The sequence below is a fragment of the Enterobacter cloacae complex sp. IR5412 genome (genome assembly GCF_049237385.1).
Classification (GTDB): domain Bacteria; phylum Pseudomonadota; class Gammaproteobacteria; order Enterobacterales; family Enterobacteriaceae; genus Enterobacter; species Enterobacter intestinihominis.
The window spans coordinates 256,763-272,380 of the sequence record NZ_JBMKHQ010000005.1 but is presented as its reverse complement, the minus strand read 5'-3'; the positions used below and the strand labels follow the sequence as shown (position 1 = coordinate 272,380).

Genomic DNA, 15,618 nt, shown 5'->3' with positions numbered 1-15,618 from the left:
TGTCCAACCTAAAACAGGCAGGCGGCAATTTTTTTGTGGGGTTGTCGTCGTCTGCACGTTGTAATTAACTGACAGAGGTGGCGTTATCATACACCCGCCCTGCCCATTACGCTCGCATCGTTAAACGGTTCCCCTATCTCCTGCTACACTGCCTCAACACAACACCAAAAAGGCAGGCCAACATGTCAGATAACACCTATCAGCCACCGAAAGTGTGGGAATGGAAACAGAATAACGGCGGCGCGTTCGCCAATATCAACCGTCCCGTCTCGGGCGCTACGCACGAGAAAGAGCTGCCTGTGGGCGAGCACCCGCTCCAGCTGTACTCTCTGGGTACGCCGAATGGACAGAAAGTTACCATCATGCTGGAAGAGCTGCTGGCGCTGGGCGTGACGGGCGCGGAATACGACGCATGGTTAATCCGCATCGGTGAGGGCGATCAGTTCTCCAGCGGTTTTGTCGACGTGAACCCGAACTCGAAGATCCCGGCACTGCGTGACCACTCTACCACCCCGCCGACGCGCGTCTTTGAATCCGGCAATATCCTGCTCTATCTGGCCGAGAAATTTGGTCACTTCCTGCCAAAAGATCCGGCTGGACGTACGGAAACCCTGAACTGGCTGTTCTGGTTACAGGGCGCGGCCCCGTTCCTCGGCGGCGGTTTTGGCCACTTCTATAACTACGCGCCGGTGAAGATTGAGTACGCTATCGATCGCTTCACCATGGAAGCTAAACGCCTGTTCGACGTGCTGGACAAGCAACTGGGGCGCGGTCGTTATGTAGCGGGTGAGGAATATACCATTGCGGATATGGCAGTCTGGCCATGGTTTGGCTGCGTGGCGCTGGGCAGCGTCTACAACGCCGCCGAATTCCTGGACGCCGGGAAGTACACCAACGTGCAGCGCTGGGCAAAAGATGTGGCGAATCGCCCGGCCGTTAAACGCGGGCGCATTGTTAACCGCACCAACGGCGAGCTGAACGAGCAGCTGCATGAGCGCCATTCAGCGAGCGACTTCGATACCCAGACGGAAGATAAACGTCAGGATTGACCCATGACCGGGCGGTTCGCCGCCCCTCTTCTGCGATGAGAAAAATGAGTCAGCACGCGTGAGCAAGGATCCTCGAATGTCAGACCAGACGCTAAAAGCGACCCGACAGCAGAGCATCATCACCCTGCTGAGTAAAAGTGACTGGCTGACCACCGATGCCCTGGCTGAAAAGCTCTCCGTCAGCAAAGAGACGATCCGCCGGGATCTGAAGTCGTTACAGCAGCAGGGGAAACTTCTGCGCCAGCACGGGCGTGCGCGTCTGATTCACCCGGACAGCCGCGACAGCGGTGAACCCTTTGGCGCACGCCTGAAAAGCCATTATGCCGACAAAGCCGATATTGCCCGACACGCGCTGGGCTGGATCAGCGAAGGGATGACCATCGCCCTCGACGCCAGCTCGACCTGCTTTCATCTGGCGCGCCAGCTTCCGGATATCGAACTCACCGTGTTTACCAATAGCCTGCCTGTCTGCCACGAGATGGCAAAGCGCGAGCGGATCACGCTTATCTGCTCCGGCGGAACGCTTGAGCGTAAGTATCGCTGCTATGTTAATCCGGCGCTGGTGACGCAGCTTAAAGGGCTGGAGATCGATCTGTTTATCTTCTCGTGTGAAGGGGTTGATGAGCATGGCGTCCTTTGGGATCCGTCCGAGCACAACGCGGGCTTTAAGGCGCTGCTGTTAAACCGGGCCAGCCAGTCGCTGCTGCTGATCGACAAAAGTAAATTTATGCGGGCAAGCGAAGTGAAAATCGGTCAGCTGTCGCAGGTGACACAGATTATTCAGAGCGATAAATGTCAGGCCGCCAGAGACGGCCTGACGCGATGATGTTACGCGGAGAGACGGAACTTCTGCACTGAGCGCTGGAGTTCTTCGGTCTGCCGTTCCAGTGCAGCCGCAGCGGCGGAAACCTGCTCCACCAGCGAGGCATTCTGCTAGGTCACGCCGTCCATCTGCGTGATGGCTACGCCGACCTGAGAAATACCTTTGCTCTGCTCCTCTGACGCGGTGGCGATCTGCTTCATAATGACGGTCACCTCCGTCACGTCGCGCAGGATAGCTTCCATCGTCGTGCCGGTATCGTTCACCAGCTGCGCCCCCTGCTCCACGCGGGCAACGGAATCCGCAATCAGCCCTTCGATCTCTTTTGCCGCATTCGCGCTGCGGCTGGCCAGATTACGCACCTCACCCGCCACGACCGCAAAACCGCGCCCCTGCTCCCCGGCCCGAGCCGCTTCCACCGCGGCGTTCAGCGCCAGAATATTGGTCTGGAAGGCGATGCTGTTGATAACGGTAGTGATTTCAGCAATTTTCTTCGAGCTGTCCGAAATGCCGCTCATGGTCGTGACCACATCGTCTACCAGCGACCCGCCGCGGCTGGCCGTACTGGAGGCGACATCCGCAAGCTGGCTGGCCTGGCGCGCGCTTTCGGCGTTCAGCTTCACCGTTGCGGTAAGCTGCTCCATGCTGGCCGCGGTCTCTTCCAGCGCAGCGGCCTGCTCTTCGGTACGCGAAGAGAGATCGTTATTCCCGCTGGAGATCTCCGTTGCCCCGCGCCAGATATTCTCGCTGCCGGAACGAATCGTGCTGACCGCCTCCCGCAGGCTGTCCTGCATGGCGCTCAGCAGCGGAACCAGTTGCCCCACGCAGTTGCGGCCAATGGGCTCAATCGGCTGGCTGAGATCGCCCTGCGCAATCTGGCGGAACTGCTGACGGATACGCTCCAGCGGTTTTACCAGCAGCGCCACCAGGTAGCGGTCGGTGAACAGCAGGATCAGCAGACCCACGATCGTGGCGGTGATAATCACCGTCCGGGTCATGCTGGTCAGGCTGTCGACCACAACGCGCGTACTGTCGAGCGCCTTCACCGCAGAATTGTTAAAGTTCTCAACCGCGGCGCCAAACGCGCGGCTTAGCGGCGGCGTAACGTTGTTGGCATGCTGACGATAGCCTTCGAGCGTCGCCTGCTTTGCCTGCACCATCTGAGGCGTAACGCCCCGATCGAGCAGCGCCTGCCAGGTGGAAATCACCTGCGCAGAGACCTTTTCATCCATCGGGCCCGGGGAGATAGCCTTCATCTCTGCCAGCTTTTTACTCATGTTATCCAGCGCCTGCTGAGCAGGAGCCAGGTCCGGCGTGCCGCCCGCTGCTTTAGCTTCCATCGCCCGGCTCAGGCGGGTGACGAAACGGAAATACTGATCGTTGCCCTGGCTCAGCACCGTCATTTGCCTGACCAGCTGGCGGTCAACGTCATTACCATCAGAAACACGAGACAGAGACCAGGTGCTATAAAGCCCCACGCCTGCCCACATGACACAAAAGATCCCCAGTACCGTCAGCATGACGAAACGGATGGTGAAATTACGAAGCATCTTCATTGAGTATTCCTTGCCGTGAGGGTGAATTCGCCCAGAGGCGAGTACTACCCTCGTTATCGGCAGGGACAGGGGAAAAGATAACCCTTTGTGATGATTTATTTAAGCCGGGCTTATCATTCCAGATATTTTTTAAACCAGCTTAACGTTCTCGACCAGGCCAGCTCGGCTGCGGGCTGGTCATAGCGTGGGGTAGAATCGTTGTGAAATCCATGGTTTACGCCGGGGTAGATATACGCTTCATAAACCTTATTATTTGATTTCAGCGCGGCTTCATAGGCAGGCCAGCCCTCGTTAATATTTTTGTCCAGCTCGGCATAATGAAGCAGGAGCGGCGCGCTAATTTTTGGCACATCCTCCACCCGCGGCTGACGACCATAGAAGGGCACCGCGCACTCGAGTTCCGGATACGCTACGGCGGCGGCATTCGACACGCCGCCGCCGTAGCAAAAACCGGTAATCCCCACCTTCCCGGTGGCTTCCGGATGATTTTTCATAAACTCTATGGCGGCAAAAAAATCGTTCATCAGCCTTGTCGGGTCGACCTTCTGCTGCAAAACCTTTCCTTCGTCGTCGTTGCCGGGGTATCCCCCCACCGAGCTCAGGCCGTCGGGAGCCAGCGCGATATACCCCGCTTTCGCCACGCGTCGTGCCACGTCTTCAATATACGGATTCAGCCCCCGGTTCTCATGCACGACCACTACCGCGGGCGTTTTCGCGGTAGCTTTGGCCGGCTTCACCAGGTAACCGCGCACTTCGCCGTGACCATTGGGCGAGGGATAAGTGATGTATTCCGGAAGAATATCGGGATCGGTGAATTTAACCTGCTCCGCGAGGGCGTAGTTGGGTTTAAGCATATTAAACAGCATCAGCGCCGTTACGCCGCCTGCGGCATAGCGCGCCGCGAGATTCAGAAATTCGCGTTTGCTGATTTTACCGTGGGCGTAATAGTCATAGTAATCAAGCAGCTCTTGCGGAAAATCTTTGGCAGTCAGGCGCGTCATCGCTTATCTCCATGATTTATGATTTGATAAGCTTAGAATAAAAACGCTGTTTCGAAAATTCACCGATAAGAAAGGAGACATCATGTCCTGGCACCCTTACACCGGCCGATACGAAAACATGCAGTACCGATACTGCGGCAAAAGCGGCCTGCGCTTACCGGCGCTGTCGCTGGGTCTGTGGCACAGCTTTGGCCACGTTCAGGCGCTCGATTCCCAGCGCGCGCTGCTGCGTAAGGCCTTCGATCTCGGCATTACCCATTTTGACCTTGCCAACAACTACGGCCCCCCTCCAGGCAGCGCTGAAGAAAATTTTGGCCGCCTGCTGCGAGAAGATTTTGCCGGGTATCGCGACGAGCTGATCATCTCCACCAAAGCGGGCTACGACATGTGGCCAGGACCGTATGGTTCGGGTGGTTCACGTAAGTATCTGCTCGCCAGCCTCGACCAGAGCCTGAAACGCATGGGAGTGGAGTATGTGGATATTTTCTATTCTCACCGCGTAGACGAAAACACGCCGATGGAAGAGACCGCCGCCGCGTTGGCACACGCGGTGCAGAGCGGAAAAGCGCTGTACGTCGGCATTTCGTCCTACTCCACGGAACGCACGACGGTGATGGCCGAATTGCTGCGCGAGTGGAAGATCCCGCTTTTGATCCACCAGCCCTCTTACAACCTGCTTAACCGCTGGGTCGACAAGACTGGTCTGCTGGACGCGCTGGAGAAAAACGGAACGGGCTGTATCGCCTTTACCCCGCTGGCGCAGGGCCTGCTGACCGGGAAATACCTGAACGGTATTCCGGACGGTTCACGTATGCAGCGCGAAGGGAAAAAAGTGCGCGGCCTGACGGAGAAAATGCTGACCGAAGCCAACCTGAGCAGCCTTCGTCTGCTGAACGAGATGGCGCACGCGCGCGGGCAGACGATGGCGCAGATGGCGCTAAGCTGGCTGTTGAAAGATACACGTGTAACGTCAGTGCTCATCGGCGCGAGCCGCCCGGAGCAACTGGAAGAGAACGTTCAGGCGCTGAATAACCTGTGCTTTACCGAAGATGAACTGACGCGGATTGACCAGCACGTGGCGGATGGTGAGCTGAATTTGTGGCAGGCGTCGTCGGATAAATAAATAGTGCGGTACGATGCTTTCGCCCCTCACCCTAACCCTCTCCCCAGAGGGGAGAGGGAACTTGAACACCCTCTCCCCTCTGGGGAGAGGGCAGGGTGAGGGGCCTGGTAAATTTATTTCTTACTGATCTTATCCAGATATCCCATCACAAACGCCGACAGTACAAACGTCAGGTGGATAATCACATACCACATCAGCTTATTATCCGGGACGTTTTTAGCATCCATAAAGACACGTAACAGGTGAATAGACGAAATCGCCACAATCGACGCCGCGACTTTATTTTTCAGCGATGAGGCGTCCATTTTCCCCAGCCAGTTGAGCTTTTCTTTGTGCTCGGCGATATCAAGCTGAGAGACGAAATTCTCATAACCGGAGAACATCACCATCACCAGTAATCCTCCTACCAGCGTCATATCCACCAGCGACAGCAGAACCAGAATCAAATCGGCTTCTGCCACGGAGAAAATGTTTGGCAGGACGTGGAATATCTCCTGGAAGAACTTGATCGTCAGGGCGACCAGTGCCAGAGAGAGACCAAAATAGACGGGTGCGAGCAGCCAGCGAGAGGCATACATTGCGTTTTCAAAGAAGCGTTCCATAAAATCCTGTCTGCAAACGAAACCAGCGCTCAGTATATCTCAACTATACCTCGTTGGGATCCACATCCGGACGCGCATACTCCGGCCAGACCAGTGCGACCAGTTCCGGGTAGGCTTCCAGGCTAAACTCGCGAAAACACTGGCGCAGATTTAATACGTCTAAATCGGAATACGACACCTTCTCGCCATTCAAACAGCGCTTTTTGATATTGTCGTAATATTTATAGACCGCCGAATTAAGGTCGCTACAGCGGCGCTGCGCGTCGAACAGGCCGGGCGTATCATTAATTTCGGCCATTTTCATTCGCTTAATTGTCGCATGGAGAAAATCGATATATTCGTGATTCACCCGCCAGTACCAGACTGGCGTCACGGCGTTCATCAAGACGGAGAAATGATCTTCCCCCTCCTCTTTGGACATCAATTCAGGCTGCGGTGGTTCACTGGCGTCATTTGACACTTTCGTTTTATTGAACTCTTGCATCAATAAAAGCACGCCAGCGGTCAGTAATAGTAACGTTACGACCGTGAAGAAAATGCTGTTCATGGGTAGGCTCCATTTTTTTTGATTTTAAAATTGCCTCATGATATTGTCAACGAATCTCACCCTTTTTCCAACCCCACCCTTTTGAAATTAAAGGAAATTAAAATGCTGCCCGACAATCTTGTCCCGGCAAAGTACCACATTACGCCTGTGGAACAGCCTTCGACGGAAGCAGATAAAGAGGCGAATTTCACTCAAGGAAAAAGAAAACTCTCCGACTATGAAGCCGATATATTAATTGGTGTTTCACGCACCGGCAAATCCCGTAATATGGTGCTGGAAGAGCACGATCGCCATTTAAAAGAACGGTTATTTCGTGCCATCAAGATTGAAGCCTTAGTTCATCTGCTAAATGATTTACAGGCCGAAGGGGAAATAGATGCCCAGGCTCTAAGTCAAATAATGGCCGAGAAAACACAGCAAATAAATGAAGCTGGCAATGAAATTTGGCTTAACTTAATTACGCGTGAAAAAAACAATCCCATTTTTTATAACCTGGGGGATGATTAACGTGAATGATGATAGCGGTAATAACGTTTATTTGACTTTAGATGATAAGAAAAGCGATGAATTTATCTTAAAGCAGAATCTCGACGCCCTGAAAAAGATAAAAAATGACGAGATGACGCGAATAACGCAGGACTTGGTTTCGATTCCGGCCACGCTGGTGCGCCTGAAATGGCAGAACCGTCGGGAAATTTATGCCTTGCAGGCCAAAGAGGAGATTTACGGCGCGGTGATGAACGCTATTATTGAGCTGCGCCCTGAGCTTAAAGAGAAGATCCTTGGGCGACTGGAGACGAACTATCAGTACCTGCTGGCACGCGAGACAGCCACCCTGCGCCTGACCCGTAAACTCTCGGAAGGCAACTATCGCACATCAAACGTCACCTGCGTGGCGCTCGATGAAGAGGCGTCAACAACATCTTCTAACTGCTGACAACGTGGTTCGCCCGGCGGCGCTAGCCTGAGATTGTAGGCCGGGTAAGGCGAAGCCGCCACCCGGCACGGAAGGCGGCTTCGCCTTCGTTTTACTTCGCGGCCGCTTTCTCTTCGCCGACCAGACCAATCTTCAGGTATCCCGCCTGATGCAGCGTGTCCATTACCTTCATCATGGTTTCATAATCGACGGTTTTATCCGCGCGGAAGAAGACGGTGGTGTCTTTCTTGCCGCCGGTCAGCTGGTCCAGCGCCGGAATAACCGAGACATCCGTCACCGGATCGTTGCCCAGGAACATGGACTTATCGGCCTTCACGGACAGGTAGACAGGCTTTTCCGGACGCGGCTGCGGCTGGCTGGAGGACGCTGGCAGATTCACCTTCACGTCCACCGTCGCCAGCGGCGCGGCAACCATAAAGATAATCAGCAGAACCAGCATGACGTCGATAAACGGCGTCACGTTGATCTCATGCATTTCACCGTTATCGTCCAGATTTTCATTAAGACGCATTGCCATACAATCAACCTACGCGCAGTTTGGACGCCGCATGCACCGGTTTAACGGCGCTGGCGTTCAGGTCCAGATCGCGGCTTTGCAGCAGCAGAACCTGCGCGGCAACGTCACCCAGTGTGGCTTTGTAACTGCCAATCATGCGCGCGAAGATGTTATAGATAACTACCGCAGGGATAGCGGCAACCAGACCGATAGCCGTTGCCAGCAGCGCTTCTGCGATACCCGGCGCGACGACCGCAAGGTTAGTGGTCTGCGTCTGGGCGATACCGATAAAGCTGTTCATGATGCCCCAGACGGTACCGAACAGGCCGACGAACGGGGAGATAGCGCCGATAGTCGCCAGGTAGCCGTTACCGCGGCCCATATGACGACCCACGGCCGCAACGCGACGCTCCAGACGGAAGCCGGTACGCTCTTTAATGCCTTCGTTATCTTCACTGCCTGCTGAGAGTTCCAGCTCGTTCTGCGCTTCGTTCACTAACAGGGTAGTCAGGCTTTTCGCATGGAAGGATGAGGTGATATCAGAAGCCTGATCCAGAGAGCGGGCTTCCGCCAGCTGCTTCTGCTCACGCTTGAGGCGGCGTTTTTGTGAAAGAAGTTCGGCGCTCTTGCTGAAGAAGATAGCCCAGGTGATCACGGACGCCAGAATCAGGCCGATCATCACAACCTTAACGACGATGTCAGCATGTTGATACATGCCCCAAACGGAGAGATCCGTCTGCATCAAATTATTACCCACTCTGTATCTCCAGGACGCAAATCACACAATCTGAACGTAATAATATCAAAACGTCGTCGAATTGATAGTAGTTCTCATTAGTATTTACATAGTGCCGTAATTTTCGCTCACTTTCCTTGCGCTTACGCAGTAAAAATTTCTTGTGCGAATTTTTGATAATATTTTCTGCTTATTCGATAAGCATCCGGATGCACATTCTGACAATCGTGGTAGTCTGGACGTCCAGACGTATAAAAATAGGGTTAGCGAACATGACTAAAAAGCAGCTTGAGACCACGCTGGTGCAGGCAGGACGCAGTAAAAAATACACCCAGGGCTCGGTCAACAGCGTGATCCAGCGTGCCTCCTCGCTGGTGTTTGATACCGTCGAAGATAAAAAAATCGCCACGCGTAATCGCGCGAAGGGCGGGCTGTTTTACGGTCGCCGTGGCACGTTAACCCATTTCTCGTTGCAGGAAGCCATGTGCGAACTGGAGGGCGGCGCGGGCTGCGCGCTGTTCCCGTGCGGTGCGGCGGCGGTCGCCAATACCATTCTGGCGTTTGTGGAACAGGGTGACCACATCCTGATGACCAATACCGCCTACGAGCCAAGCCAGGACTTCTGCACCAAAATACTCAGCAAGCTCGGCGTCACCACCAGCTGGTTCGATCCGCTGATTGGGGCCGGTATTGCCGGGCTTATTCAGCCCAACACGCGCGTTGTGTTCCTGGAATCTCCCGGCTCCATCACCATGGAAGTGCATGATGTCCCGGCCATCGTGAAGGCGGTGCGCAGCATAGCGCCGGAAGCGATCATCATGATCGACAACACCTGGGCGGCAGGTGTGCTGTTTAAAGCCCTGGAATTTGACATCGATATCTCCATTCAGGCGGCGACCAAATACCTGATTGGCCACTCAGACGGCATGATCGGTACGGCGGTATCTAATGCCCGCTGCTGGGAGCAATTGCGTGAAAACGCCTACCTGATGGGCCAGATGGTGGATGCCGATACCGCCTACATGACCAGCCGGGGCATCCGTACGCTCGGCGTGCGTCTGCGTCAGCATCACGAAAGCAGCCTGCAAATTGCACAGTGGCTGGCGCTGCATCCGCAGGTGGAGCGCGTTAACCATCCGGCGCTGCCGGGCAGCAAGGGCCACGAATACTGGCAACGTGACTTTACGGGCAGCAGCGGGTTGTTCTCATTTGTTCTTAAGAAGCGCCTGAATGACGCCGAGCTGGCAAGCTATCTGGATAACTTTACCCTCTTCAGCATGGCCTATTCATGGGGTGGGTTTGAATCGTTGATCCTGCCCAATCAGCCGGAGCAGATTGCGGCCCTGCGCCCGGGCGGCGAGGTGGACTTCGAGGGGACCTTAATCCGCCTGCATATCGGGCTGGAAAATGTGGACGATTTAATTGCGGATTTATCGGCAGGATTTGAGCGCATCGTGTAAAGTGCTGGCTGACATGTACTCCCTGGACGCTATTCTGAACACCGCAAGCAGAAAAGTCTGTATGAGATGCGCCTGCGATCAACCCCGACAGGCAAAATTGGGAGTACAATAGCGTTATATCTGCTGTTCCACAGGAAAGTCCATGGCTGTTATTCAAAATATCATCACGGCGCTCTGGCAACACGATTTTGCCGCGCTGGCGGACCCACATGTCGTCGGGATTGTCTATTTCGTGATGTTCGCGACGCTGTTTCTGGAAAATGGATTACTGCCAGCCTCATTTTTACCCGGTGACAGCCTGCTCCTGCTCGCAGGGGCGTTAATCGGCAAGGGCGTGATGGACTTCGCACCGACAATGGTGATCCTCACCTCTGCGGCCAGTCTCGGCTGTTGGCTGAGCTACCTGCAAGGGCGCTGGCTTGGAAACACCCGCGTGGTGAAAGGCTGGCTGGCGCAGCTGCCGCATAAATATCATCAGCGCGCGACCTGCATGTTTGACCGTCACGGCCTGCTGGCGTTGCTTGCCGGGCGTTTTCTGGCGTTCGTTCGCACCCTGTTGCCTACCATGGCGGGTATTTCAGGCCTCTCTAACCGCCGCTTCCAGTTCTTCAACTGGCTGAGCGCCCTGCTCTGGGTGGGCGTGGTTACCACACTCGGCTACGCGCTGAATATGATCCCCTTTGTTAAGCGCCATGAAGACCAGGTGATGACCTTCCTGATGATCCTGCCGATTTTCCTGCTGGTTGCAGGGCTGGTGGGGACCATTGCGGTGGTGATCAAGAAAAAGTATTGCAGCGCATAAATAAAAGCCGGGTGGCGCTACCGCTTACCCGGCCTCCGTTTCCCCTCACGCTCCCTGCATGGTTCTGATACGTGACGCATCTTCCCCCGGCGTGACGCCGAAGTAACGCTTAAATTCCCGACTAAACTGCGAAGCGCTTTCATACCCGACCCGCATCGCCGCGGCGCTGGCCTTCATGCCATCGTGGATCATCAGCATCCGCGCCTTATGCAGACGGTAAGTTTTGAGGTACTGCAACGGCGACGTGCTGGTGACGGATTTAAAGTTATGGTGAAACGCCGAGACGCTCATATTGGCTTCCGCCGCCAGCTGATCAACGCTGAGGTTTTCCGTGTACTGGCTCTCGATGCGCTTCAGCACGCGACTAATGAGGCTGAAGTGCGTTTGCCGGCTTACCAGCGCCAGCAGCGCCCCGCCGCCCGGTCCCAGCAGCACATGGTAAAGAATTTCGCGGATAATCTGCTTTCCGAGAATACGCGCATCCAGAGGCCTTTCCATCACGTCTAACAGGCGTTCAATCGCGCAGAGAATTTCCTCCGATAAGGTCGCGGAGTTGATACCGCTTGCCGCCATCGACGGCCGGAAAAATTCGTCCTCCCCAATCTCCATCAGCAACTCCTGCAACTGGAGAATGTCGACGTTGACGCGGATCCCGGCCAGCGGTACCTCCTCTGTCGCGAAAGTTTCACATTCGAAGGGTAAAGGTACAGTCAGAAGCAGATATTCATTGGTGTCGTAACGGAACACGCGCTCATTGATATAGCCAATCTTATGGCCAGAAAAGAGAAACACGATGCCGGGCTGATACATCACCGGGGTGCGCGTTCCGGGCTGGGTACCGTAGAGCAATCGGATATCCGGCAACAGCTCAGCCGAATCATTTCCGTTATCTATCAGTCTTTTAATCTGCGACGTTAGCTGGCGGCAGATGGCATCACGGTTCATTTTCAGTTACTCCGGGTACGGTTTCCGACGCTGACAGTGTGCGCATTTTCTTACCGTTTCTCCAGCGTGCTGTAGAAATGGGCAAGACATCGGCAGGAATGTGCATTGAGAGGATAGCGCCTGCCCGCCACAATGTGCAGCATCAGGTTGCCTTCTGCGCCACCACGATTTTCTACCCACTACAGGGAACAAGCCATGAACAACTTTAATCTTCACACCCCAACCCGCATTCTGTTTGGTAAAGACGCTATCGCTGACCTGCGCGCGCAAATCCCGACGGACGCCCGCGTCCTGATTACCTACGGCGGCGGCAGCGTGAAAAAAACCGGCGTACTGGATCAGGTTTACAGCGCTCTGGAAGGGCTGGACGTACGCGAGTTCGGCGGTATCGAGCCTAACCCGTCTTATGAAACGCTGATGAACGCGGTAAAAATCGCCCGTGAGGAGCAGATCACTTTCCTGCTGGCGGTGGGCGGCGGTTCCGTGCTGGACGGCACCAAATTCATCGCGGCGGCAGCGCATTACGCTGACGGCATCGACCCGTGGCATATTCTGGAAACGGGCGGCAGCGACATCAGCAGTGCGATCCCGATGGGCTCCGTGCTGACGCTGCCGGCCACCGGCTCTGAGTCCAACAAAGGCGCGGTCATCTCCCGTAAAACCACCGGTGACAAGCAGGCCTTTATGAACGAACATGTTCAGCCCGTGTTCGCGATCCTCGATCCGGTTTACACCTATACCCTGCCTGCGCGTCAGGTGGCGAACGGCGTGGTCGACGCCTTTGTTCACACCGTTGAGCAGTACGTCACTTACCCGGTGAACGCCAAAATTCAGGATCGTTTCGCGGAAGGCATTCTGCTGACGCTGATTGAAGAAGGTCCGAAAGCGCTGAAAGAACCTGAAAACTATGACGTGCGTGCTAACGTGATGTGGGCTGCAACACAGGCACTGAATGGCCTTATCGGTGCAGGCGTGCCACAGGACTGGGCGACCCATATGCTCGGTCACGAGCTGACGGCGATGCACGGCCTGGATCACGCCCAGACGCTGGCGGTGGTTCTGCCTGCGCTGTGGAATGAAAAACGTGACGCTAAACGCGCCAAACTGCTCCAGTACGCCGAACGCGTGTGGAACATCACCGAGGGTTCCGACGATGCGCGTATTGATGCCGCAATTGAAGCCACCCGTCACTTCTTTGAAAGCCTGGGCGTGCCAACGCGTCTCTCTGACTACGGCCTGGACGGCAGCTCCATCCCTGCCCTGCTGGCGAAGCTGGAAGCACACGGTATGACGCAGATCGGCGAGCATGGCGACATCACCCTGGACGTCAGCCGTCGCATTTACGAAGCGGCACGCTAAGCGTTTTTAGGATCCTGACTTTCGTTTTTTGACATTTCGTCCAGACTTAATGCACATCACATCGTCGGAGGTTCCCTCCGGCGATGAGCACCTGAAGGAGGAAAAATGGCAAACCAAACCGTAATCAAGCTACAGGACGGCAACGTGATGCCCCAGCTGGGGCTAGGTGTATGGAAAGCCGGTAACGACGAGGTCGTCTCCGCCATTCATAAAGCCCTGGAAGTCGGCTATCGGTCCATTGATACCGCCGCCGCCTATAAAAACGAGGACGGCGTGGGGACCGCGCTTGCCAGCGCTGGCATTCCCCGCGATGAGTTATTCATCACCACCAAGCTGTGGAACGACGATCAAAAGCGTCCACGCGAAGCGTTACAGGAGAGTCTGGAGAAACTCCAGCTCGATTTCGTCGATCTTTATCTCATGCACTGGCCGGTACCGGCTATCGACCATTACGTTGATGCCTGGAAAGGGATGATTGAGCTGCAAAAAGAGGGGCTGATTAAAAGCATCGGCGTCTGTAATTTCCAGGTTCATCATCTGCAACGCCTGATTGATGAAACGGGCGTCGCGCCGGTGATTAACCAGATTGAACTGCATCCGCTGATGCAGCAGCGCCAGCTTCATTCGTGGAACGCCACGCACAAGATCCAGACCGAATCCTGGAGCCCGCTGGCTCAGGGCGGCGAAGGGGTGTTTGACCAGAAAATCATTCGTGAACTGGCGGATAAGTACGGCAAAACGCCGGCGCAGATCGTCATTCGCTGGCATCTGGATAGCGGTCTGGTGGTGATCCCGAAATCGGTCACGCCATCGCGTATCGCCGAGAACTTCGACGTCTGGGATTTCCGCCTGGATAAAGACGAGCTGGGTGAGATTGCGAAGCTGGATCAGGGCAAGCGGCTTGGGCCGGACCCGGATCAGTTTGGCGGGTAGTTTCCCCTCACCCTGCCCTCTCCCCGGAGGGGAGAGGGTTAGACCTGTAGGCCCGGTAAGCGCAGCGCCACCGGGCATTTTACAGGTTTAACCGGTCTTACGTTTTACGTTCTTCTTCGTTCCCGCAACACCGTTCGAACGCTGATGCACAATTGGCGTGTGCTTGGTCAGCGCCGGGCGCGTGTTGCGGTTCTGGCGGCGCGCTTCGCGCATCTCTTCCAGCGTTGGCGCAGGCACCAGGCAATCACGACGCGAGCCGATCAGGTGCTTTTTCCCCATCTCTTCCAGCGCCTGACGGATCAGCGGCCAGTTTTTCGGGTCGTGATAGCGCAGCAGCGCTTTGTGCAGACGGCGCTGTTTATCCCCTTTCGGCACCACCACGTCTTCACTCTTATAGCCAATCTTACTTAGCGGGTTTTTACCGGTGTAATACATGGTCGTCGAGTTAGCGAGCGGCGACGGGTAGAAGTTCTGCACCTGATCCAGACGGAATCGACGCTGCTTCAGCCACAGCGCCAGGTTCACCATGTCTTCATCACGGGTGCCGGGGTGCGCGGAGATGAAGTATGGGATCAGATACTGCTCTTTCCCCGCCTGTTTTGAAAAGGTATCAAACAGCTGTTTAAAGCGGTCATAGCTGCCCATGCCCGGCTTCATCATTTTGGACAGCGGGCCCTCTTCGGTGTGCTCCGGGGCGATCTTCAGATAACCGCCAACGTGGTGCGTCGCCAGCTCTTTGATGTAGCGCGGATCTTCCACCGCAATGTCGTAACGCACGCCGGAGGCGATCAGGATCTTCTTGATGCCTTTCAGGTCACGGGCGCGACGGTAAAGGTTGATCGTCGGCTCGTGGTTGGTGTCCATATGCTCGCAAATGCTCGGATAGACGCAGGAGAGACGACGACAGGTCTGCTCAGCGCGCGGCGATTTGCAGCGCAGCATGTACATGTTAGCCGTTGGACCACCCAAATCGGAGATTACGCCGGTAAAGCCCGGGACTGTGTCGCGAATCGCTTCGATCTCGTTAACAATCGACTCTTCGGAACGGCTCTGAATAATACGACCTTCGTGTTCGGTGATCGAACAGAGCGAGCACCCTATAATTCTGATCATTTAGAAATTTTTTTGCGTTTAAAATCAATGAATTGAAAGATTTCATTTTTCTAAGTCTGATAAAACAGATGAAAACCCAACTGACTATACTCATAAAACTCAATCTTTGCGCTGCTGTACGATACCAGTAATTACAGGC

Annotated in this window: 15 protein-coding genes and 2 pseudogenes; 9 read left to right on the top strand and 8 right to left on the bottom strand. The window is 55.2% G+C overall.

Annotated elements, in window-relative coordinates:
• The first annotated feature begins 182 nt into the window (after window positions 1-182).
• Together yghU and fucR are read left to right on the top strand one after the other, a co-directional pair.
• Window positions 183-1,049: a glutathione-dependent disulfide-bond oxidoreductase gene (gene yghU, locus ACOTX2_RS11845; protein ID WP_023306934.1), complete on the top strand. Its 867-nt coding sequence runs from the start codon at window positions 183-185 to the stop codon at window positions 1,047-1,049.
• A 76-nt stretch (window positions 1,050-1,125) separates the two neighbouring features.
• On the top strand, window positions 1,126-1,875 hold the full coding sequence (gene fucR / locus ACOTX2_RS11840; protein WP_023298593.1) for an L-fucose operon activator: 750 nt from the start codon (window positions 1,126-1,128) through the stop codon (window positions 1,873-1,875).
• A gap of 2 nt (window positions 1,876-1,877) precedes the next feature.
• Here the strand turns inward: fucR and ACOTX2_RS11835 are convergent.
• Window positions 1,878-3,425 (bottom strand): annotated as a pseudogene (locus ACOTX2_RS11835) (methyl-accepting chemotaxis protein).
• Window positions 3,426-3,538: 113 nt separating this feature from the next.
• Window positions 3,539-4,426: a YghX family hydrolase gene (yghX, locus tag ACOTX2_RS11830; protein ID WP_063147394.1), complete on the bottom strand. Its 888-nt coding sequence runs from the start codon at window positions 4,424-4,426 to the stop codon at window positions 3,539-3,541.
• 82 nt (window positions 4,427-4,508) lie between these two features.
• On the opposite strand from yghX, the gene ACOTX2_RS11825 reads away from it, so the two are divergent.
• Entirely contained in the window at window positions 4,509-5,549 is a 1,041-nt protein-coding gene (locus ACOTX2_RS11825; protein ID WP_063147393.1) for an aldo/keto reductase, read from the top strand.
• A gap of 113 nt (window positions 5,550-5,662) precedes the next feature.
• Here the strand turns inward: ACOTX2_RS11825 and ACOTX2_RS11820 are convergent, their stop codons facing one another.
• On the bottom strand, window positions 5,663-6,151 hold the full coding sequence (locus tag ACOTX2_RS11820; protein ID WP_006811956.1) for a TIGR00645 family protein: 489 nt from the start codon (window positions 6,149-6,151) through the stop codon (window positions 5,663-5,665).
• A 43-nt stretch (window positions 6,152-6,194) separates the two neighbouring features.
• Window positions 6,195-6,698 carry an ESA_00282 family adhesion-associated protein gene (locus ACOTX2_RS11815; RefSeq protein ID WP_023298598.1) on the bottom strand — a complete coding sequence of 168 codons (504 nt, stop codon included), beginning with the start codon at window positions 6,696-6,698 and terminating at the stop codon, window positions 6,195-6,197.
• 102 nt (window positions 6,699-6,800) lie between these two features.
• Here ACOTX2_RS11815 and ACOTX2_RS11810 point away from each other — a divergent pair, with 102 nt between their 5' ends.
• Both ACOTX2_RS11810 and ACOTX2_RS11805 read left to right on the top strand, forming a co-directional pair.
• Entirely contained in the window at window positions 6,801-7,205 is a 405-nt protein-coding gene (locus ACOTX2_RS11810) for a hypothetical protein (RefSeq protein ID WP_023298599.1), read from the top strand.
• Window positions 7,198-7,635 (top strand): hypothetical protein, encoded by a 438-nt coding sequence (locus ACOTX2_RS11805; RefSeq protein WP_023298600.1) that lies wholly within the window; start codon window positions 7,198-7,200, stop codon window positions 7,633-7,635. The genes ACOTX2_RS11810 and ACOTX2_RS11805 overlap by 8 nt, the downstream gene beginning before the upstream one ends.
• A gap of 91 nt (window positions 7,636-7,726) precedes the next feature.
• Here ACOTX2_RS11805 and exbD read toward each other — a convergent pair whose 3' ends face one another.
• Window positions 7,727-8,152: a TonB system transport protein ExbD gene (gene exbD, locus ACOTX2_RS11800; RefSeq protein ID WP_063147392.1), complete on the bottom strand. Its 426-nt coding sequence runs from the start codon at window positions 8,150-8,152 to the stop codon at window positions 7,727-7,729.
• Window positions 8,153-8,156: 4 nt separating this feature from the next.
• Window positions 8,157-8,888: a tol-pal system-associated acyl-CoA thioesterase gene (gene exbB, locus ACOTX2_RS11795; RefSeq protein ID WP_023298602.1), complete on the bottom strand. Its 732-nt coding sequence runs from the start codon at window positions 8,886-8,888 to the stop codon at window positions 8,157-8,159.
• Between the two features lie 251 nt (window positions 8,889-9,139).
• Here exbB and metC point away from each other — a divergent pair, with 251 nt between their 5' ends.
• Together metC and yghB are read left to right on the top strand one after the other, a co-directional pair.
• Window positions 9,140-10,327 (top strand): cystathionine beta-lyase, encoded by a 1,188-nt coding sequence (metC, locus tag ACOTX2_RS11790; protein ID WP_023306940.1) that lies wholly within the window; start codon window positions 9,140-9,142, stop codon window positions 10,325-10,327.
• Window positions 10,328-10,469: 142 nt separating this feature from the next.
• Window positions 10,470-11,129, top strand: a complete 660-nt coding sequence (gene yghB, locus ACOTX2_RS11785) for a DedA family general envelope maintenance protein YghB (RefSeq protein WP_015571869.1) — start codon at window positions 10,470-10,472, stop codon at window positions 11,127-11,129.
• A 45-nt stretch (window positions 11,130-11,174) separates the two neighbouring features.
• Here yghB and ACOTX2_RS11780 read toward each other — a convergent pair whose 3' ends face one another.
• Entirely contained in the window at window positions 11,175-12,074 is a 900-nt protein-coding gene (locus ACOTX2_RS11780) for an AraC family transcriptional regulator (protein WP_063147391.1), read from the bottom strand.
• Between the two features lie 195 nt (window positions 12,075-12,269).
• On the opposite strand from ACOTX2_RS11780, the gene yqhD reads away from it, so the two are divergent.
• Together yqhD and dkgA are read left to right on the top strand one after the other, a co-directional pair.
• Window positions 12,270-13,433, top strand: a complete 1,164-nt coding sequence (gene yqhD, locus ACOTX2_RS11775; protein WP_023330190.1) for an alcohol dehydrogenase — start codon at window positions 12,270-12,272, stop codon at window positions 13,431-13,433.
• Between the two features lie 105 nt (window positions 13,434-13,538).
• Complete coding sequence (gene dkgA, locus ACOTX2_RS11770) at window positions 13,539-14,366, top strand: 2,5-didehydrogluconate reductase DkgA (RefSeq protein WP_023306942.1); 828 nt, start codon at window positions 13,539-13,541, stop codon at window positions 14,364-14,366.
• An 87-nt stretch (window positions 14,367-14,453) separates the two neighbouring features.
• Here dkgA and ACOTX2_RS11765 read toward each other — a convergent pair.
• A pseudogene (locus ACOTX2_RS11765) lies at window positions 14,454-15,464 on the bottom strand (DUF3362 domain-containing protein); the annotation flags it as partial.
• Window positions 15,465-15,618: the final 154 nt, after the last annotated feature.